Annotated in this window: 17 protein-coding genes, 1 tRNA gene and 1 pseudogene; 8 read left to right on the top strand and 11 right to left on the bottom strand. The window is 68.7% G+C overall.

Annotated elements, in window-relative coordinates; all coding sequences use genetic code 11:
• Positions 1 to 39: 39 nt before the first annotated feature.
• Positions 40 to 1,404, top strand: coding sequence for a pyridoxal phosphate-dependent decarboxylase family protein (locus ACM6LR_RS29365; RefSeq protein WP_414944965.1), 1,365 nt, complete (start codon positions 40 to 42; stop codon positions 1,402 to 1,404).
• A gap of 40 nt (positions 1,405 to 1,444) precedes the next feature.
• Entirely contained in the window at positions 1,445 to 2,833 is a 1,389-nt protein-coding gene (locus ACM6LR_RS29360) for an amino acid permease (protein ID WP_414940652.1), read from the top strand.
• Here ACM6LR_RS29360 and ACM6LR_RS29355 read toward each other — a convergent pair.
• A complete protein-coding gene (locus ACM6LR_RS29355; protein ID WP_414944964.1) occupies positions 2,811 to 3,929 on the bottom strand; it encodes an ROK family protein in 1,119 nt (372 codons plus the stop codon). The genes ACM6LR_RS29360 and ACM6LR_RS29355 overlap by 23 nt on opposite strands.
• Positions 3,930 to 3,936: 7 nt before the next feature.
• A complete protein-coding gene (locus ACM6LR_RS29350) occupies positions 3,937 to 4,359 on the bottom strand; it encodes a winged helix-turn-helix transcriptional regulator (protein ID WP_414940650.1) in 423 nt (140 codons plus the stop codon).
• Positions 4,360 to 4,497: 138 nt separating this feature from the next.
• Between ACM6LR_RS29350 and ACM6LR_RS29345 the strand changes: the two genes are divergently transcribed.
• Positions 4,498 to 5,910 carry an MFS transporter gene (locus ACM6LR_RS29345; protein ID WP_414944978.1) on the top strand — a complete coding sequence of 471 codons (1,413 nt, stop codon included), beginning with the start codon at positions 4,498 to 4,500 and terminating at the stop codon, positions 5,908 to 5,910.
• Here the strand turns inward: ACM6LR_RS29345 and ACM6LR_RS29340 are convergent.
• Positions 5,850 to 6,314: an SRPBCC family protein gene (locus tag ACM6LR_RS29340; RefSeq protein ID WP_414940649.1), complete on the bottom strand. Its 465-nt coding sequence runs from the start codon at positions 6,312 to 6,314 to the stop codon at positions 5,850 to 5,852. The two genes, ACM6LR_RS29345 and ACM6LR_RS29340, sit on opposite strands and share 61 nt — an antisense overlap.
• A gap of 65 nt (positions 6,315 to 6,379) precedes the next feature.
• Between ACM6LR_RS29340 and ACM6LR_RS29335 the strand changes: the two genes are divergently transcribed.
• The gene (locus ACM6LR_RS29335; protein ID WP_414940648.1) at positions 6,380 to 6,868 is read left to right on the top strand and encodes a hypothetical protein; all 489 of its coding nucleotides are present in this window, start codon (positions 6,380 to 6,382) and stop codon (positions 6,866 to 6,868) included.
• Here ACM6LR_RS29335 and ACM6LR_RS29330 read toward each other — a convergent pair.
• From ACM6LR_RS29330 to ACM6LR_RS29320, 3 genes and pseudogenes are all read right to left on the bottom strand, one after another.
• Complete coding sequence (locus ACM6LR_RS29330; RefSeq protein ID WP_414940647.1) at positions 6,849 to 7,847, bottom strand: aliphatic amidase; 999 nt, start codon at positions 7,845 to 7,847, stop codon at positions 6,849 to 6,851. The genes ACM6LR_RS29335 and ACM6LR_RS29330 overlap by 20 nt on opposite strands.
• Positions 7,834 to 8,459 (bottom strand): annotated as a pseudogene (locus ACM6LR_RS29325) (AmiS/UreI family transporter). The gene ACM6LR_RS29330 and the pseudogene ACM6LR_RS29325 overlap by 14 nt, the downstream one beginning before the upstream one ends.
• 79 nt (positions 8,460 to 8,538) lie before the next feature.
• Entirely contained in the window at positions 8,539 to 9,615 is a 1,077-nt protein-coding gene (locus tag ACM6LR_RS29320; protein ID WP_414944963.1) for a substrate-binding domain-containing protein, read from the bottom strand.
• An 87-nt stretch (positions 9,616 to 9,702) separates the two neighbouring features.
• Between ACM6LR_RS29320 and ACM6LR_RS29315 the strand changes: the two genes are divergently transcribed.
• Positions 9,703 to 10,113, top strand: coding sequence for a MarR family transcriptional regulator (locus ACM6LR_RS29315; RefSeq protein ID WP_414940646.1), 411 nt, complete (start codon positions 9,703 to 9,705; stop codon positions 10,111 to 10,113).
• A gap of 11 nt (positions 10,114 to 10,124) precedes the next feature.
• Here the strand turns inward: ACM6LR_RS29315 and ACM6LR_RS29310 are convergent, their stop codons facing one another.
• The 4 genes from ACM6LR_RS29310 to ACM6LR_RS29295 form a co-directional block, all read right to left on the bottom strand.
• Positions 10,125 to 10,778, bottom strand: coding sequence for an MFS transporter (locus tag ACM6LR_RS29310; protein WP_414940645.1), 654 nt, complete (start codon positions 10,776 to 10,778; stop codon positions 10,125 to 10,127).
• A 309-nt stretch (positions 10,779 to 11,087) separates the two neighbouring features.
• A tRNA-Arg gene (locus tag ACM6LR_RS29305) sits at positions 11,088 to 11,161 on the bottom strand.
• A gap of 242 nt (positions 11,162 to 11,403) precedes the next feature.
• Positions 11,404 to 11,793, bottom strand: coding sequence for a peptidase inhibitor family I36 protein (locus ACM6LR_RS29300; protein WP_414940644.1), 390 nt, complete (start codon positions 11,791 to 11,793; stop codon positions 11,404 to 11,406).
• Positions 11,794 to 11,981: 188 nt separating this feature from the next.
• Positions 11,982 to 13,031, bottom strand: a complete 1,050-nt coding sequence (locus ACM6LR_RS29295; protein WP_414940707.1) for a LacI family DNA-binding transcriptional regulator — start codon at positions 13,029 to 13,031, stop codon at positions 11,982 to 11,984.
• A gap of 121 nt (positions 13,032 to 13,152) precedes the next feature.
• On the opposite strand from ACM6LR_RS29295, the gene ACM6LR_RS29290 reads away from it, so the two are divergent.
• Both ACM6LR_RS29290 and ACM6LR_RS29285 read left to right on the top strand, forming a co-directional pair.
• Positions 13,153 to 14,331 carry an MFS transporter gene (locus tag ACM6LR_RS29290; protein ID WP_414944962.1) on the top strand — a complete coding sequence of 393 codons (1,179 nt, stop codon included), beginning with the start codon at positions 13,153 to 13,155 and terminating at the stop codon, positions 14,329 to 14,331.
• Between the two features lie 102 nt (positions 14,332 to 14,433).
• Entirely contained in the window at positions 14,434 to 15,609 is a 1,176-nt protein-coding gene (locus tag ACM6LR_RS29285) for a sensor histidine kinase (protein WP_414940706.1), read from the top strand.
• On the opposite strand, the gene ACM6LR_RS29280 is transcribed toward ACM6LR_RS29285, so the two are convergent.
• A complete protein-coding gene (locus ACM6LR_RS29280) occupies positions 15,583 to 16,221 on the bottom strand; it encodes a histidine phosphatase family protein (protein ID WP_414940642.1) in 639 nt (212 codons plus the stop codon). The genes ACM6LR_RS29285 and ACM6LR_RS29280 overlap by 27 nt on opposite strands.
• Positions 16,222 to 16,263: 42 nt before the next feature.
• On the opposite strand from ACM6LR_RS29280, the gene ACM6LR_RS29275 reads away from it, so the two are divergent.
• Entirely contained in the window at positions 16,264 to 18,291 is a 2,028-nt protein-coding gene (locus ACM6LR_RS29275; protein ID WP_414944961.1) for a cytochrome c oxidase assembly protein, read from the top strand.
• Positions 18,292 to 18,663: the final 372 nt, after the last annotated feature.

Here is an 18,663-nt window from a genome sequence, read left to right as displayed (position 1 = left end):
CTACGTTTTTTGGAGCCGAACGATCGAAGGGCGCCCTTGATGGACTTCCGGTACTGGCTCGGTCAGGCGTTGACGTCGAACGAAGCGTGGGCGGAGATGTTCACCCCCATGCGGCCGCATCCCTCGCTGGAGATCCCTGACGGGCGATTCGAGATCGCGTTCGAGGAACTCACCGAGCGGCTTAAGGACAATTACCCGTTCTTCCACCCGTCCTACGCGGGCCAGATGCTCAAACCGCCGCATCCGGCCGCGGTGGTCGGCTACCTGACCGCGATGCTGGTCAACCCCAACAACCACGCGCTCGACGGCGGGCCCGCGACGGCCGAGATGGAGCGTGAGGTCGTCCGGCAGCTGGCCACGATGTTCGGTTATACGGAGCACCTCGGGCATCTGACCACCAGCGGCACCGTGGCGAACCTCGAGGCGCTGTTCGTCGCGCGGGAGACACATCCGGGCAAGGGGATCGCCTACAGCGCCGAGGCGCACTACACACACGGCCGGATGTGCGGCGTACTCGGTGTCGAGGGCCACACGGTACCTGTCGACGCCCGCGGCGCGATGGACCTCGACGCGCTCGAAGACCTGCTGCGTACCGGGAAGATCGGCACCGTGGTGCTCACCGCGGGCACGACCGGGCTCGGCACGGTGGAGCCGGTCCACGAGTCGCTGGCGCTGCGCGAACGGTACGGCGTCCGGGTGCACGTCGACGCCGCCTACGGTGGGTTCTTCCGGCTCCTGTCCGGTTTGGACGGTCCAGAGGGGCTGCCAGGAGCCCCGTGGCTCGCCATCGCCGAGGCCGATTCGATCGTCATCGACCCGCACAAGCACGGACTCCAGCCCTACGGCTGCGGCGCGGTGCTGTTCAAGGATCCCGAGACGGCCCGGTTCTTCCTGCACGATTCGCCGTACACCTACTTCACCTCGGAAGACCTGCACCTCGGCGAGATCAGCCTCGAATGCTCCCGGGCGGGCGCGGCGGCCGCCGCGTTGTGGCTCACCTTCCGGGTGCTGCCGCCCACTCCAGACGGGCTGGGCCGGGTGCTCGCGGCCGGGCGGCGCGCGGCGTTGCGGTGGGCGAAACTGCTGGAGGACTCCGAGCGGTTCGACCTGTACCAGCCACCGGAACTCGACATCGTCACCTACTTCCCGCGCACGGAACCGCTTTCCCTGTCGAAGATCGATCAGGCGAGCACCCGGATCCTTCGCACCGGCATGGCCGCGGCGAAGGATCCGGTGTTCCTCAGCACGCTGCGGGTGAGCGCGCCGCGGTTCGGCCTGCGTCACACCGGGGTCGACGCGGACGCGGACGGCGCGCGGATTCTGCGTAGCGTGCTGATGAAGCCCGAAAGCGAGGACCACGTCGACCGGCTCCACGAACGGCTGGAAGAGTTGTCCCACGGTTGAGCACCGGACACCGCCGCTGACGCCGACGAAGGGACCCTTCATGCCCGCACCAGGCCCCGCCGAACCCGTGACCGAGATCGAGACCCGGTCACTCGGCACCGGCTTCCGGCGGCGGCACGTCACCATGCTGGCCATCAGCGGGGCGATCGGCGCCGGGCTGTTCGTGGGCACTGGCGCGGGTATCAAGACCGGTGGTCCCGGCATCCTGCTGTCCTACGTGGTCGCCGGCCTGCTCATGGTGCTCGTCATGCGCATGCTGGGCGAGATGGCGGCCGCCGAGCCGAGCAGCGGTTCGTTCTCGGTGTACGCGGAGAAGGCGCTCGGGCGCTGGGCCGGGTTCACCGTCGGCTGGCTGTACTGGTCGCTGCTGGTGGTCGTGGTGGCCGCCGAGGCGACCGCGGCGGCGGGGATCGCGAACGGGCTACTGCCCGTGATTCCGCAGTGGACCTGGGTGCTGCTGTTCATGGCGGTGCTGACCATGGTGAACCTGTTCGCCGTGCGCTCGTTCGGGGAGTTCGAGTTCTGGTTCGGCGCGATCAAGGTGACCGCCGTGGTCGGCTTCCTGGTCCTCGGCACGCTGGCGGTGTTCGGAATCCTTCCTGGCACGTCACCCGTCGGCTTGAGCAATCTCACCGGGCACGGCGGTTTCCTGCCCAATGGCCTGCAGGGCGTGCTGACCGGCCTGCTCGCGGTCGCGTTCTCCTTCGGCGGCATGGAACTGGTCACCATCGCCGCGGCGGAGTCCGACGACCCGGCGGGTTCGATCCGCCGGACCACGCGCACGGTCATCGTGCGGCTGCTGCTGTTCTACATCGGTTCCGTGGCGCTGATGGTCTTGTTGCTGCCGTGGGAATCCGCGTCGGCCAACGCCAGCCCGTTCGTGACCATCCTGGAGCAGATCGGGGTGCCGTCGGCGGCGTTGCTGATGAGTTTCGTCGTGCTGACCTCGCTGCTCTCGGCGTTGAACGCGAACCTCTACGGCGCCTCGCGAATGGTGTTTTCCCTGGCCTCACGGGGTGAAGCGCCGCGCGCGATGCTGAGGCTGTCCGGTGCCGGAGTCCCGCGGACGGCGGTGCTGGCGTCGGTGGCCTTCGGCTTCGTGGCCGTCCTGCTGAACTTCCTTGCCCCGGAACACGTTCTGCCGTTCCTGCTGAACGCCATCGGGGCAAACATCCTGCTGGTCTGGATCTTCGTCGCCATCTCCCAGCTGAGGCTGCGGAAAGCGGCGGAACGGGACGGCACGGCCGCGGACCTTCCGGTGCGGATGTGGGGCTTCCCGTATCTGAGCTGGGTCGCGCTGATCGCGATGGCGGGCGTCCTCATTCTCATGTGGACGGACGCGAGCGCGCGGGCGCAGCTGTTCACCAGTGGTGCGGTGGCCGTGCTGATCGTGGTGATCAGCCTGCTCAGGCGACGTCCGAGACGCTGAACAGTTCGCGCTCCACGCGGCTGAGGGCCAGCCGCACCGCGCCGAGCGCCACCGAATCGTCGCCGAGCATCGACGTCTCGACGCGCACCGGGAACAGGCACAGGCGAGCCAGTTCGGTGCGCAGCGGCGCCGTCAGCAGGTCTCCGGCTTGAGCGAGCCCACCGCCGATCACGACCAGCTGCGGGTCGACGGTGAGCACGGCCGCGGCGACGCCGACGCACAGATCCGTCACGAAGGCGGCCACGATCGCCTCGGCCTCGGGATCGCCATCGCGCAGGGCCTCGAAGATCCGCCTGGTGGCCTCGGCGGATCCGGAGCCGTCGCCGAACGCGAGGAGCCGGTCGAGCGCCGTGTACCAGCCGACCTGCCGCAGGGCGCCGATTTCGCCCGCCGCGCCGTTGTGCCCGGCGTGCAGGTTCCCGTCGAGCAGCAGACCCAGCGAGACGGTCCGCCCGGCCCGCACGTAGACGACGTCGTCGACGCCGTGCGCGACCCCGCGCCAGTGCTCGGCCAGTGTCGCGAGCTTGGTGTCGTTGCCCGCCAGGACCGGGCATCCGCCGCCGAACTCGGCGGGCAGGTCGAGCCCCGTCCAGCCGGGCAGTCGTTCGCCGCGGACGACCTTGCCGCCGGACACCACGCCGGTGGTGCCGACGCCGAGCACCCGGACGTTCGGCAGGCCCTCGACGGCGGCGCCGAGCACCCGGTGCGCGACGCCGAGGCGGTCGGGCGCGGCCATCGCCGGGGTGAGGTCGGCCCTCGCCCGTCCGACGACGTCGCCGCGCAGATCGGCGACCAGGCACAACGCCTTGTGCGGGCCGATCTCGAGTCCGGCGACGTGCCCGGCCTCGGGACGGAAGCGATACCGCTTGGCGGGCCTGCCGACCGGTCTCGGCGCGTCGGGGGACAGGGACACCTCTTCGATCAGCCCCTGTTCACCGAGGTCGGTGGCGATCTCTTCGACCGTCGGCCGGGAGACCTCGCTCGCCTTGACCAGTTCCGTGAGGGTGAGTTCTTCGGCGGCGTACAGCGCCCGAAGGACCGCTATGGCGTTGAGTCGCCGCAGCAGTGACGGATCCCCTCCGGAAAGTCTGGCCATCAGGTCCTCAGGCGTTGACGCGCTGATCGTACCGGGCCCGCGCGACGGCGATCTCGCTCTGATGGTCCTCGGTCCAGGTGACCAGAGACTGGATGGTCTGATGCAGCGTGATGCCCAGCGGTGTCAGCGCGTACTCGACCCGGGGCGGCACGACCGGATAGACGGTCCGGTTCACGAGCCCGTCGCGTTCGAGGTGACGCAGTGTGGTGGTGAGCATGCGCTGGCTGATGCCGTCGATCTTGTACTTCAGCTCGGTGAACCGGAGGGTGTTCACGTCGAGCAGCGCGATCACCAGGAGCGACCATTTGTCCGCCACCCGGTCCAGGATCTGGCGGACCTCGCAGTCCTCGCGGGTGTCCCACTGGAAGGCCTCGTAGTCCGCCTCGGTGAGTTCACAACGACTGGGTGAGTTCAAAGTGCCTTCTTCCATGGTCACTGATGGTGTCGGAAGATCCCCTTGGTTACAAGAGGGAACCGACCGGCTGATGAGTAACCGTCGGTCCCGTGTCCACTTGAGGGAGATCCGACCTTGAACACAACGCGAACGCCGCCGCGCGCCGCCGACCGGATGAGCGGGCGGGCCTGGGGCGTGCTCTTGGTGCTGTGCGGCGCCATTTTCCTGGAGGGCATCGACGTCGCGATGCTGAACGTGGCGTTGCCGTCCATCCGGGCCGAACTCGGCCTGTCGACCGCGATGCTGAGCGGCGTGGTGAGCGCCTACGTGCTCGGCTACGGCGGGCTGATGCTGCTGGGCGGGCGCGCCGCCGACATCTACGGCCGCCGTCGCATGTTCCTGACCTGGCTGGTGGTGTTCCTCGTCTTCTCGGGGCTCGGCGGGTTCGCCACCGAGGGCTGGATGCTGCTGCTCGCCCGGTTCGTCACCGGTGTCGCGGCGGCCTTCATGACCCCGGCCGGCCTGTCGATCATCACCACGAGCTTCGAGCAAGGCCCCGAACGCACCAAGGCACTGCTGTTCTACGCCGGCACCGCGGCGGGCGGTTTCTCGCTCGGCCTGGTCATCGGCGGCCTGCTGACCAGGATCGACTGGCGCTGGGTGTTCTTCACGCCGGTGATCCTGTCCGCCGTCATCCTGGCCGCCGCGCTCTGGCTCATCAAGGAACCCGCACGACCGGAACGCGTCCCGCGGCGCTTGGACCTCGGCGGAGCCGTCACCGTGACCGTGGCGATGTTGCTGATCGCGTACGCGGTGGTCCGGCTGGAACACCCCGCACAGGGCTGGGGCTGGACGGCCGCGTCCTTCACCGGGGGAGTGGCCGCGCTGGCGGCCTTCGTGGCCATCGAACGCCGCTCGCCCGCGCCACTGGTGCGGCTGGGCATCCTGAGGTCGGGTCCGCTGGTGCGGGCCAACGCCAGTGCGCTGCTCTATGCCGGTTCGTTCTTCGGGTTCCAGTTCCTCGTCACGCTGTACCTTCAGGAACTCCGGGGCTGGTCGACGCTCGAGACGAGCTTGGCGCTGCTGGCGACCGGGATCGACGCGATCCTCGCACCGACGCTGACCCCCCGGCTGGTGGCGAAGTTCGGCAACACGCGGGTGATCTTCGGCGGCCTCGTGCTCGCCATCGTGGCGTACGCGCTCTTCCTGCCGCTGGGCCTGGACTGGACGTACGCGGCGATGTTCCCGTCGATGATCCTCCTTGGCCTCGGGTTCGCCCTCGCCTACGGCCCGCTGACGATCGTCGCCACCGACGGGATCGCCGAGGACGAACAGGGACTGGCGGGCGGCCTGCTGTACACGTCCTTCCAGTTCGGCGCGGCCCTCGGGTTGTCCGCGGCGACCGCCGTCAACGTCGCCGCCCTCGGCGATGGTTCGCGGGAAGCCGCGCTCGGCGGTTTCCGGGCGGCCTTGGTGGTGCCGCTGGTGATGGCCGTCCTCGCCGCGATCGTCATCGCTTCCGGACGTCAGCTCGCTTCGACGAAGGACGCCAGATTGGCCAAGGAGGAGGCGATCCCGGCCTCGTGATCCGCCTGGCCGATGCCGACAGGCACGCCTGTCGCGGTGACGGTCACTTCGGTGCCGTCACCGGCGGAGGTGAGCTGCCAGGTCATCGTCATGGTACCCGCGAAGGCCGGGTCGTCGGCCTCGAAGACGGCCTCCTGCACCACGCGTTCCGGCGGCAGCAGTTCGGCGAACCCGACCTCGACGACGTCCGTCGCGTCCGAACTCTTACCGGGGGCGTCGGAGGCGTCGAGATAGGTGAGGGTCATCCGGAAGCCACCGCCGGGCCGGGGATCCCAGTGTTCGACGCGGCCGCGCATGCCCTCGGGTGGCAGCCAGGCCTCGAGGGCCGCGCGGTCGAGGAGTGCGTTGTAGACGGTCGCGGGCGGTGCGGCGATCACCCGGCCGCCGTTGTCGATCCTGTCCATCCTCCCGATTCTAGGGCCGATACGCTGCCGTTGACGGATCACATCGAGCGGTGGCCCGGGGAGGGGTGATCCACATCGAGTACGTCATCGCCTGGTCCGCCTTCCTCGGCGGCTGGTTTCTGGTCGCCGGTCCCCTGTACCAGGGCGCGCTCGAACTCCGCGAGGAAGGCGAACGGCTCGACGACCTGCGTTCGGTCGAGACGCGCCGTCCCACCGGCGGCACCTCCATGTCGCGCTGGTGGTGGCTGGTACCGCCGGTGGCCGTCATCAAGGAACGCCGTCGCCGGAAGAAGGCGCAGCGCGAGTTCATGAAGACGCTCACGGCAGGCCAGCGGCGCACCATGACCACATTCGCCAACAAGGCCAAAGGCTGGTTCATCGTGTGCGCGGGCGCCTTCTTCATCGCCCTCAAGGAGACGTGGCACCTCAATCACCTGTACCACTGGCCCTTGTGGACCTACATCGCGCTCGTGCTCGTCCCGCTGGTACTGAGCTTCGTCCACACGTCACGGGGCATCCGGCTGACCGTGCTCCTCATGGGTGCGGAGGAGTGATGGTGTCGCGAGTGATCGACTCGACCTTCTCCTGCGCCTTCTTGGCATCGGTGACCCAGAGCTTGTAGAAGTCGAACGGGCAGTCCGCCACGCCCTTGTCACCCTCGTCCGCGTCCTGCACGCCCGTGTATCCGCGGTGCAGCAGCTTGAAGATGTGGTTCTGCGACTGATCGTAGGTGCGTGCGTCGCGGATCGCCGACACCGACAGTTGCGCGTACTGGATCCCGAATTCCTCCTCGCCGGTCTCGCCGAGCGTGCGGCCGTCGAAGCCGATGATCGCGGAATGGCCGAAGTACGAGTACACGCCGTCGAATCCGGCGGCGTTCGCCACGGCCACGTAACAGTTGTTGGCCCACGCCATCGCCTTGGCCATCAGTACCTGCTGTTCCTTGGCCGGGTACATGTAGCCCTGGCACCGCACGATCAGTTCGGCGCCCTTCATCGCGCAGTCACGCCAGATCTCCGGGTAGTTCCCGTCGTCGCAGATGATCAGCGAGATCTTCATGCCCTTGGGGCCGTCGCTGACGTAGGTCTCGTCGCCCGGGTACCAGCCCTCGATCGGGCACCACGGAAGGATCTTCCGGTACCTCTGGACGATCTCGCCTCGGTCGTTGATGAGCACGAGGGTGTTGTACGGGGGTTTGTCCGGGTGGTCCTCGTGCCGCTCGCCGGTGATGGAGAAAACGCCCCAGGTCTGGGCTTCCCGGCAGGCGGCCGCGAAGATCTCGGTCTCCTCGCCGGGAATCGTCGCCGCGGTCTCGTACATCTCCTTGGGGTCGTACATGATGCCCTGCGTCGAGTACTCCGGGAACACCACGAGGTCCATGCCCGGCAGCCCGGATTTCATGCCCACCACCATTTCGGCGATCTTTCGGGCGTTGGCGAGGACTTCGGCCTTGGTATGCAGGCGCGGCATCTTGTAGTTGACCACCGCGACGCCGACCGTGTCCGGGCTGGCGGAAATGTCACCGTGTCGCATGAAGACTCCTTTTCTCCGAACGGTCTTTCAGGACGTCGAGAGAACCTGCGATGGCGACCAGCACCACCGCGATCGCGGCCGCCAGCAGCGCTGTCCCGCCGTCACTGCGGTAGGCGCGCCGGTCAGCCCGAGGAAGGCGGGCACCGTGCAGGTCGGCTGGCTGAGCAGGAGGACGGTCCAGCCGGTGAATCGCGTCAGCTGCTCCTTTCCGAGGCCCAGCACCAGAAAGAACAAGGTCCACAACAGCGACCAGGACAGCCAGATGACACCGAAAACCGGATCGTTGTCGTGCCAGAAGGCGATTCCCGCGTACACCGCGGCGGCGCCCGCCACGAAGAGCGAGAACCAGCCGATGCCTTCGGGTGCCAGGCCGGCGAGGTTCGCGATGCCGATGTACAGGTAGGTGAAGCCGAACAGGTACAGACCGGACGCGGCGAGGATCGCGTCCGGATTCCCGTCCGCCTGGACGATCAGCACGGTCGGGGTGACGCACTGCAGCGCGCCAACGAACAGGTTCAGCACCGCCGCCGACCGCGACGGTATCCGGCCGAGCAGCATCAGGCCGTTGATCATCAAGGCGGCGCCGACGTAGAGCAGGCCAACGTTGCCCATGCCCACCTCCGCCTCTTCACCTGAAATATTTCCAGATGAAAGTATGTGGCGTGTCGGACCGAGTCAAGGGGTGAGGGGGTCAGAGCCGGGTGAGGACTTCGAAGTCGTAGCCGTCGGCAACAGCGAGATGGACGTGCTGGTCGGCCTGCTGCCCGCGGAACTCGATCGTGCCGCGGGGACCGTGATAGGCGACGCCGTCGATCGCCGCGTTGAGCGCGGGCAGTTCCGGCGTACCCGCGCGGCGGACGAGTTCCGCCAGCGTGTGCAGTCCCTCGTAACAGGATTCGGCGGCGTTGTTCAAGGCCGGGGCGCCGGGACCGTTGCGGTCGACGTAGCGGCCGAGCAGGTCCATCGCGTCGGCGGTGACCATGGACCGGAAGTACGCCGCGGAGACGTAGAGATTTTCGGTGGCGTTCGCGCCGCTCGCTAGAAGCATGTTCTCTTCCATCAGCGGGCTGAACCGGATCAGCCGGTCGCTGAGGCCCTGGGCGGCGAAGGCCCGGTTGAAGCGCACCGCGTCCTGCCCGACCAGCAACATGAGTACACCGTCGCTTGTGGACTGTTCGACCGAACGGACCACTGTGGACATGTCGCCCGCGCCGAGCCCGACGAACGCCTCGCCGGTGATGCGCAGCCCGAGATCCTTGGCGTAGTGCCGGATCGCCCGCGTCGACCGGTGTGGCCAGACGTAGTCGTCACCGACGACGAACCAGCGCCGTGCGCCGAGATGGTCACGCAGCCAGCGCAGTGCCGGTTCGATCTGACAGCGCGGCGTCTCGCCCGTGCAGAAGATGCCCGAGCGGCGCTCGCCGCCTTCGTAAAGCGAGGTGTACACGTACGGCACCCTGTCGGCCACGACCGGCGCGAGCGCGTGCCGGATCGACGAGATGTGCCAGCCGCTCACCGCGTCGATTCGTCCCGCGTCGACCAGGCGGCGCAAGTCGTCGGCTACTTGCGCGGGGGAACCTCCGCCGTCGACCACCTCCGCCTCGACCTGCCTGCCGAGGATGCCGCCGGATTCGTTCAGTTCGTGGACGGCCAGGTCGGTGATCGCCTCGCAGGAGGGGCCGAACAGCCCGGCGGGCCCCTGCAGCGGTACCACCATGGCGACGCGCCAGGTGTCGTCGCGGGTCCGCGTGGCGAGGCGTAGGGGCATGGCGCTCCGTGCGGTGGCCCAGTAAGGTCAAAGTGCTTTCACCTGGAAGTATCGCGAGGGTGTCCGGTTTTGGCAAGGGGACGGGATATGGGGACACGCGGCGTCACGACCGCCGGACTGTCGCTCATCGGCTCGCTCACCCGTGCCGCGAGGGCCGCCGCAGCCAGTGTGGAGCAGGTGCTCGCCAAGGAGGGGCTCACTCTGGACCAGTGGCTGGTGCTGGACGCGCTGAGCGGCAAGGGTGGCCTCTCCATGGCCGAAATCGCCGACCGGACGCTGGCCACCGCCCCGACGCTGACCAGGGTCGTCGACAGACTGGTGACCACCGCGCAGGCCTACCGCGAGGTCGACGCCGCCGACCGGCGCCGGGTGCTCGTCCACCTCAGCGCCCGTGGCCGCACGACGCACCGGCGCGTGGCCGCGAAGGTGTCCGAGGTGGAAGCCCGGCTCGACGTGACGGATGAAGTGCTCATGGCGTTGCGGGGTCTCGGCGGCTGAAGCCCCGGTCGTCAGGCGTGCGGCGGACCCTGCGGCGGGTACGGCATCGACTGAGCCGGTGGTTTCGTCTTCATCACCGCGACGATGCCGATGACACCGGCGACGACGAGCGCGGCGAACACGAACACCGCGGCTACCAGGTACACCACGCGGAAGCCGACAGCGTCCGAGAGCAGCCCGCCGAGGACCGGTGCGATCGCCAAGGCAAGGACACCGAGCCCCGCGGTCACCCCGGCCGCGGCGCCGCGGCCGGTGCGCAGCCGCCGGAGCAGCGCGATGGTCACGCCGATGACCGCGCCCGCGCCGAGTCCGTTGAGCACCCGCGCGACCAGGAACAGGACGCCCTCGGGGGTGAAGGCGACCAGCACCACACCGAGGAGCATCGAGCAGATCGCGGGCACGGTCACCGCCGTCGGGAAGCGCGCTCCGAGCAGCAGGCCTGCCGGGAAGGCGATCGCGGCCGCGACGAGGTACGCGACCAGTCCACTCAGCAGCAGGGCCTGGTTGGACATGCCCAGCTCGATCTGCAGGGTCGCCCGGCCGTCGAAGCGGTAGATCACGGTAAGCAGGAACAGGCCGATGAGCGCGGCGAACCCGGGCCCGATGAGCAGCCACCATGGCGGTCCGGCGGTCGGATGCGGGTCGCGCTGCGTCGGCACGTACATGCGCACAACCTATAGCGCCTAACGATGTGGATGAACCACTTCCCGGGGAAGGCGGCGGAGGGGCGCACAGGACGCTCGTCCCGCCCGGTGTGACTGTGACCAACAACTGAGGATCTTCGACATCTGTTCCCGTTGGAAACACGCGGCTTTCCGGCGCTTGGGTGATGTTCTGCCGCGTTACGGGCCGTAACCGGAGACGCCTGTTCGAAGTCGCCGCTGGGACATCACGTGATGCCCCAGCGGCGGACCTGCTCGGACTCATCCGCGTCCGAGTTGCCTGGTCAAGATGCCTCTTGACCAGGTGCGACGTGCCCCCGGCAGGACTTGAACCTGCGACCTAGAGATTAGAAGGCTCTTGCTCTATCCAGCTGAGCTACGAGGGCCGACGTCGGCGACGTTGGGTGTCGCCCAGCACCGGCAGCTTAGCCGTCGCCAACCTGTCGATCGTTCGACACCGCCAGATCGTTTCAGGTCGAGCCCACTGTTTTTCGGAACGCCCGTGAGCGCGTCACGACGCGGGGTGACGCGCCCACGGGCCGGGGCCGCTTCGGGGGAGCGGCCCCTGGGTTCGTGCAGGTCGCGAGTCGACTCTTCGGCGAGCGACCGGCACGAACCGCCGGGGTGGTCAATCCCAGATCTTGAGGGCGCGAATCACGAACGGTCCCTGCGGTACGTAGGTGCCGCCACCCGGATAGGTGATAAAATCTCCTTCGGTCGTGCATTCTTCACTCTGATAAATCGTGACGTCCCTGCTCAACCGGTTCACGAACGAATGTCCGTCGAATCCTGCGGGCAGGGGAATGCATTCCTCGGGATTGGCGGTTCGCAGGTCGAATTCGTGCACGGTGCCGCTGAATGATTCTTCGCTCCAGACGCAGAACTCGCCCTTCTGACAGTCGGGTGCGGGCGGCGCGGTGGTGGCGCTCGCGACTCCGGTACTGGTCAGCAGGCCGAGCATGGTCAGCAGGAGTACCTGCGGGAGGCGTGCGCGCAGGTTCGTCAAACGTCGTTGCATGGCTGGGTTCTCCCCCGTGGATCGGCGGCTCGATCGCCGTCGGTGAATGTGTGATTCCACGATGACCCGGCGGGAAGGCTTTGTCAGCCCGCATTTCTACTGTTGTGGATAAGTAGTTGTGCGCCGCTCGATCGGGGCTAGTTGTCCACAGATCACCGAGACCGCATTGCGCTTGCCGAAATCAGCTGCTAGGCGGGCGCGGTCGACTCGCGGACGACCAGTTCGGTGGGGATCTCGGCGGGCGCGGGCGTCTTTTCCCCGCGCAGCAGGGTCAGGACCAGGTCGCCTGCCGCCCGCCCCTTGGCGGCGAGGTCCTGCCGGACCGTCGTCAGCGGTGGTTCGGACCACCGGGCGGGCGGGACGTCGTCGAAACCCACAACGGAAAGATCGCCAGGAACGGACAGCCCGAGGTTTCTCGCCGCCGAGATCGCCGCCAGTGCCAGCAGATCCGACATGCACAACAGCGCGGTCGGACGTGGCTGCCGGTCGAGCAGTCCGAAAGCGCTTGGAAGGGCTTCCTCGACCGAGAGTCCGGACGCCTCCCAGATCGGCACGTCCGCCACCGGGACACCCGCCTCGGCCAGCGTCTCCAGGTAGCCCGCCACCCGCTCGCGGTTGTCGTGGAACCGGCCGTTCCCGGCCTCCGCCGCGCTCAGTTCGCCGCCGCGTGGCGCCGAGAGGCACTGCGCCGAGAAGATCCCGATCCGCCGGTGCCCGAGGTCGAGCAGGTGCCGGGCCGCCGCGGCCGCCCCCGCACGGTCCGCCACCCCGATCCTGGCCGAACCGCGGATATGCGGCTGGTCGATCACCACCAGCGGCATGCCACGGTCACGGACCGCGCTCAGCGCCGGCGCCCCGTCGGCCAGCGAATACGCCACCGCGATGTCGGCTTGCGCGGTCAGGATCCGCTCCGCGCGCGGGCCGCCGCTCTCGCCGTCGCCGGGAAGCAGCAGGAGGGCGTGGCCCTCGGGGTCGACGACGGTCGAGAGCGCGTCGAGGGTGAGCGACAGCGCTGGGTCCGAGAAGGCCGTCGAAAGGTTCGTGTCAAGCAGGACGGCGATCGCGCCGGTGCGGCTCGTCGCCAGGCTGCGCGCCGTCGGGTTCGGGCCCGCGTACCCGATTTTCTTCGCCGCGCGCAGCACCTCTTCGCGCAGTTGGGCGGACAGCTGATCGGGCCGGTTGTAGGCGTTGGAGACGGTCGCCCGCGATACCCCGACGGCGTCGGCGACATCGTCCAACGTCGGCCTACGCCGTCGCGTCGTGGTCACCGCCGCAGTCTAGTCCCGGGCGGAACCGGTAGACTTTCTGAAGCGCTTAAGTCATTCTGGGGTAACAAGATTCGGAAGGAGACTGGGGTTTATGCGTGACCGTACGGCCGTTTTCGTCGTGTTCGCGCTCAACGGGGCCGCGCTCGGCTCCTGGGCGCCGCGGACTCCGGCGCTGTCGGAAAGAGTGAACGCCTCACCGGGTGTTTTCGGCCTGGCCCTGCTGGGTGCCGCCGTCGGTATGTTGATCGCGGCCTCGGTTTCGGGGCGGCTGATCGAGCGGCACGGTGCCCGCGCGGTGGTCGCGGGCAGCACGATCATCGCCTGCGCCGCGTTGCCGATGATCGGCTTCTCGACGTCGGTCATCCTGCTCGCCGGGGCGCTGTTCGTCCTCGGCGCGAGCGTCGGCGCGCTGGACGTCGCGATGAACGTCGCGGGCGTCGAGGTGGAGCGTCGGTCAGGGCGGGCCATCATGCCGATCCTGCATGCCGGGTTCAGCTTCGGAGCGCTGGCGGGCTCCGTCGCCGCCGGTTTCGCCGCTTCGCACCAGTGGTCGCCGGGTCGCCATCTCACCATCGCCGCGTTGGCGGCGCTGGTGGTGCTCGCCTTCGTCGTCGCGGCCGTGCCTGGCGCGCGGCCCGCACACGCCGGACCCGTCGAGAAGCCGCGGGTACCGCCGATCAAACGTCCCGTCCTCTGGCTGCTCGCCGCCATCGCGCTGTTCTCGGCGATCGCGGAAGGCGCGAGTTCGGACTGGTCCGCCCTGCTGATGACATCCGTGCACGGCGTCGGCGACGGCGCCGCGGCCTTCGCCTACTCCGGTTTCGCCCTGGCCATGGCGCTTGCCAGGCTCGCGGGCGCTTGGCTTCAGCGCCGCTTCGGCGCGACTCGCGCGCTGGCGGTGGGCGCCGGCGTCGCCGCGGCCGGACTCGTGCTCGCCGCGCTGGCTCGCCAGCCTGTGTTCGGATTCGTCGGCTTCGCGTTGGCGGGAGCCGGGCTGGCCGCGGCCTTCCCGATCGCGTTGAGCCTCGCGGGGGCGTCCGGCAAACGCGCCGACGGCACCGGCGGAGAGCGGGAGCTGGCCTTCGTCACCGCGATCGCCTACACCGGCTTCCTCGCCGGGCCGCCGCTGATCGGCGGAATCGCGCAGGTGACGTCGTTTTCGGTGTCGTTCTTGTTCGTCGGCTTGACCGCCGCGCTGATCGTGCCGTCCGCGCTGGCCGCGGCGCGGGCGGCGAAACGAGAGGAGATGCCCGAACCCGTCGCCCGTTGACATCCTCGCCAGGACGCGGGCAAGCTGATTGCTCGTAAACTGAAATGAATGCGACTCGCTCGCTGTTTCAGGATGGCTGATCCGGGGAGGGGCGGCGTGAGGGTGCTGATGCTCGGGGGCGGCGTAGGGGTCCTGACCGGTCGTCACCAGGTTCCCGGGATCCCGGCGCGGCTGGTGCAGACCGCGTTGCCCCGGCTCGTGCTGGTCCCGGTGGTGTTCCGGCTGGTGATGCTCGTGCAGGCGCTGTGGGCGGCGGGCTTCGGCGGTCCGTCGGTGCTGTGGACTTTCGCGGTGCTGTACCTGGTGCCGAACGTCGCCGAAGCCGCCTGGATCTTCCGCTTGTCCGCCCGCGATCCCGCTGGTACGCGCCTCGTACCGGTGGCCGACGCCGGGGTCGCCGTGCTCCTGACCCTGGGTGCCGCGCTGATCGCGCAGGACATCGCGATCACGTCGATCATCTGGACCCATCTGATGGGCACGGTGATGATCTGGACCCTGCTGCGCGGCGCGCTGGCGGGATCGCTGGTCGTCGGCGGCGGAGTGGTTCTGCACGCCGTGCTGGACCCGGCCTCCTCGCTCGGTCTCTTCCTCACTCTCGCGACCGCGCTGGTGGCGTCGCTCGCGATCGTCGGCCTGGTCGGCGCGTCGATGCGGTTCGCGCTCGGGTTCGGGGAGCAGCAGGGCCGGGCGGCGGAACGCGAACGGCACCGCCGCGACGTCCATGACACTGTCCTTCAGGTGATGGAGTCGTTCGCGATCCCCGCGCCTGCCGACGAACTCGACCCGGCGGCCAGCCTCGACCGGGTTCGCCGCACCGCCCGCGCCCAGGCGCTGCGCCTCCGGATCAGTCTCGAGCACGAACCGGCGGAGCCGGTCGGACTGCACCAGCGACTACGGCTGCTCGCCGCCGAAATGGCCCTTGAAGGCCTGCGAGCCGAGGTCGTCATCCAGGACGACTGTGGTCCGGCTCTCGCGGAGGAATCCGCCATGGCCCTGCACGACGCGGCGAGGGAAGCCTTGCGCAACACACTGAAGCACTCCGGGACCAGACGGGCCGTCGTCAGCGTCGAAGAGATCGGCGGCGGGGTTTCCCTGACGGTGCGCGATCACGGCGCCGGTTTCGACGTCGGCGACCGGCGGCACGGGTTCGGGCTCGAGAACTCGATCATCGCGCGGATGGCGGAAATCGGTGGCTTCGCGCGGATCGAATCCAGCCCGGGTTTGGGGACGAGAGTGGTGCTCCTCGCTCCATCAATCCTGCGTGTCCCCGTCGGGTGAGTCCCGCCATTGGCGGAACGGCCGGTCCAGCGTCCATTCGTCATCCTTGCGTTCGACGACGCGATATTCGCAGGTCGACGGGTTGGACAGGGACTCGAACAGCTCGATGCTCCAGCCGAAGAGACGGCGGCACAGCAACCGGATCGTCAGGCCGTGCGAGACGACCAGCACGGTCTTGGGGTGATGTTCGCCGCAGGCCGCCAGCTCGCTGAGGAAGGCCGCGACCCGGTCGTCCACGTCCGCGCCGGACTCGCCGAACGGGAGCCGGTAGAAGAAGTGCCCGAACTCGTGACGGCGTTGCTTCTGGACCTCCTGCCCCAGCGGGTCCTGGAGGTTGCCCCAGTCCTGTTCCCGCAGCCTCGGCTCCGGCACGATCCGCTCGCAGACGTCACGGATGTCCAGTAGTCGCAACGTTTCCCGCGTCCGCAGATAGGGGCTGACGTAGACCGCCGGGCGCTCGCCGTCGAGGAGGTCCCTGAGCTCCGGGCCAGCCCGCCGAGCCTGCTCGCGGCCGGCGTCGGTCAGGGGGAGGGAGTGGTCGGGGATCCGGGTGTAAGCGAGTTCGTCGACGTTGCCGAGCGACTCGGCGTGCCTCAACAGGATGATCCGCACGCCGCCATCTTGCCCCTTGCGCGCCCGGCTTACCCTCGTGACGTGCCTTCAGACCCCGAGACGAAACCGGCCCCACCCGCGCGGAAGGCCGGTGTCCTGCCGCTGGTGTCGATCGGGGCGCTCCTGGCCGCGGTGGTGGCCGTCGGCCTGGTCGCGCTGACCGGCGGCGCCGGTTACGTCATCGCAGGCCTGCCGGATCCGGGGCTGGTGACGCGCTACGGCATCACCGTCGTCCGGGTGCTGGCCGAGGCGGCTTCGGTGCTGTGCGTGGGTTCACTGCTGCTCGCCGCGTTCCTCGTCCCGCCGCAGAAGTCCGGCACGCTCGCGGCGGACGGCTACTCGGCCATCCGCGTCGCGGGCGCCGCCGCCTGGGTCTGGTTCTTCGCCGCCGCCGCGTCGATCTTCTTCTCCGCGGCCGACGGCGCGGGTCGCCCGTTCACCGAGGTGCTTTCGCCGCAGGTGCTGATCGACCTCGTGGACGCCATCGAGCAGCCCAAGGCGTGGCTGTTCACCGCGCTGATCGCGCTGCTGGTCGCACTCGGCTGCCGTCTCGCGCTGACCTGGGGCTGGACGACGGTGGTCTTCTTCCTGTCCGTCGGAGGCCTGATCCCCGTCGCGGTCACCGGGCATTCCGCGAGCGGCGGCTCGCACGACATGGCGACCAACAGCCTGCTGTACCACCTGGTCGCCGCCGCGCTGTGGGTCGGCGGCCTGGTGGCGCTGCTCGCGCTCGGCTGGCGCCGCGGCGAGAACCTCGAGCTCGCCGCGACCCGGTTCTCCAAGCTGGCACTAATCTGCTGGATCGTGATGGCGCTCTCCGGCCTCGTCAACGCACTGGTGCGGATCAGGATCGCCGACCTGTTCACCACCGACTACGGCCTCCTCGTGGTCGCGAAGATCGTGGCTTTGCTGCTGCTCGGCGTCTTCGGGCATCAGCAACGACAAAAGGGCGTGGCCGGGCTGGTGAACGGCGCGGGTGGCGGGCAGTTGCTGCGGCTCGCCGCGGTCGAGGTGCTGATCATGTTCATCACGATCGGCATCGCGACCGGGCTCGCGAAAACCCCTCCGCCGCAGGAATCGTTCACCCAGCCATCGACGACGGAACTGCTGATCGGCTACGACCTTTCCGGTCCGCCGACCGTCTTCCGGCTGCTCACGGACTGGCGGTTCGACCTCGTCTACGGCACTCTCGCGATCGTTCTCGCCGGGCTGTACCTCGCCGGCGTCCGGCGGCTGCGGCGCCGCGGCGACACCTGGGCCACCGGCCGGACCGTCGCGTGGCTCGCGGGCTGTTTCGTGCTGCTGATCGCGACGTCGTCCGGCGTCGGGCGGTACGCGCCCGCGATGTTCAGCGTGCACATGGGCAACCACATGCTGCTGTCCATGGTGGCGCCGGTGCTGTTCGTACTCGGCGGACCCGTGACGCTCGCGCTGCGCGCGCTACCCGCAGCCGGTAAGGAAGCCCCGCCCGGACCGCGTGAATGGCTGCTCGCCTTCGTGCACTCGCCGCTTTCGCGGTTCCTGACCCATCCGATCGTCGCGCTGCTGCTGTTTGTCGGTTCTTTCTACGGCCTGTACTTCTCGGGACTGTTCGACTCCGCGCTGAACTACCACTGGGCGCATCTGGCGATGAACGCGCATTTCCTGCTCGCCGGATACGTCTTCTACTGGCCGGTGATCGGTGTCGACCCCGCGCCACGACGGCTCCCGCCGCTGGGACGGCTGGGGATGATGTTCGCCGCCATGCCGTTCCACGCGTTCTTCGGGATCGCGCTGATGAGCATGCAGACCGTGCTCGGCCAGGACTTCTACCGGTCGCTGAAGCTGCCGTGGGTCACCGATCTGCTGACCGACCAGCGGCTCGGGGGCGGGATCGCGTGGGCGTCCGGTGAGGTGCCGGTCCTGCTGGTACTCGTCGCGCTGCTGGTGCAGTGGGCGCGGCAGGACGAGCGGGAGGCTCGACGCCGGGACCGCCGCGAGGACGCCTCGGGGGACGCGGATCTGAACGCCTACAACGCGATGCTGAAGAACCTCGCGGATCGGGGCCAGGGGCCGGGGCAGGGCTCTTGACCGGTGAAGTCCGTGAAGGACTCCTTAAGGGACCCAGAGTCCCTCGAAGTTCCCCTCACCCGTCCAGGAACGTCGCTTCAGGTCTCAGCCATCCCGCCAACCACCTCGGCTCAGCCGAGGAAACTCGCCCTTCACGTGCAGGGCGTCGGTACCAAGTCGGTCGGGACTGGTGACTTGGAGTCTGAGAAGTAGGCGACGGTGGCGTGTTCGTGGGCGGGCCGGTTGCGGGTGAAGGCTCCCTTCGCCGCGTCTGAGGCAGTGAAGGGAGCCTTCACCCAGGCGTCGGGACGGCGACCCCCGGGTATCGCACACTGCGGGCCGATGTCCCAATGCGGCAATGGGGACACTGAGCGTCTCCAATGTGGCATTGGG

The organism is Amycolatopsis sp. cmx-11-32 (assembly GCF_047608695.1).
Lineage (GTDB): Bacteria > Actinomycetota > Actinomycetes > Mycobacteriales > Pseudonocardiaceae > Amycolatopsis.
This window is presented reverse-complemented; position numbering and strand designations above follow the sequence as displayed.

Excerpts from the sequence above, each read along its gene's own strand:
- ACM6LR_RS29365 (WP_414944965.1), top strand. The coding sequence starts at position 40 with ATGGACTTCCGGTACTGGCTCGGTCAGGCGTTGACGTCGAACGAAGCG.
- ACM6LR_RS29360 (WP_414940652.1), top strand. The coding sequence starts at position 1,445 with ATGCCCGCACCAGGCCCCGCCGAACCCGTGACCGAGATCGAGACCCGG.
- ACM6LR_RS29355 (WP_414944964.1), bottom strand. The coding sequence starts at position 3,929 with ATGGCCAGACTTTCCGGAGGGGATCCGTCACTGCTGCGGCGACTCAAC.
- ACM6LR_RS29350 (WP_414940650.1), bottom strand. The coding sequence starts at position 4,359 with ATGGAAGAAGGCACTTTGAACTCACCCAGTCGTTGTGAACTCACCGAG.
- ACM6LR_RS29345 (WP_414944978.1), top strand. The coding sequence starts at position 4,498 with ATGAGCGGGCGGGCCTGGGGCGTGCTCTTGGTGCTGTGCGGCGCCATT.
- ACM6LR_RS29340 (WP_414940649.1), bottom strand. The coding sequence starts at position 6,314 with ATGGACAGGATCGACAACGGCGGCCGGGTGATCGCCGCACCGCCCGCG.
- ACM6LR_RS29330 (WP_414940647.1), bottom strand. The coding sequence starts at position 7,847 with ATGCGACACGGTGACATTTCCGCCAGCCCGGACACGGTCGGCGTCGCG.
- ACM6LR_RS29320 (WP_414944963.1), bottom strand. The coding sequence starts at position 9,615 with ATGCCCCTACGCCTCGCCACGCGGACCCGCGACGACACCTGGCGCGTC.
- ACM6LR_RS29315 (WP_414940646.1), top strand. The coding sequence starts at position 9,703 with ATGGGGACACGCGGCGTCACGACCGCCGGACTGTCGCTCATCGGCTCG.
- ACM6LR_RS29310 (WP_414940645.1), bottom strand. The coding sequence starts at position 10,778 with ATGTACGTGCCGACGCAGCGCGACCCGCATCCGACCGCCGGACCGCCA.
- ACM6LR_RS29300 (WP_414940644.1), bottom strand. The coding sequence starts at position 11,793 with ATGCAACGACGTTTGACGAACCTGCGCGCACGCCTCCCGCAGGTACTC.
- ACM6LR_RS29290 (WP_414944962.1), top strand. The coding sequence starts at position 13,153 with ATGCGTGACCGTACGGCCGTTTTCGTCGTGTTCGCGCTCAACGGGGCC.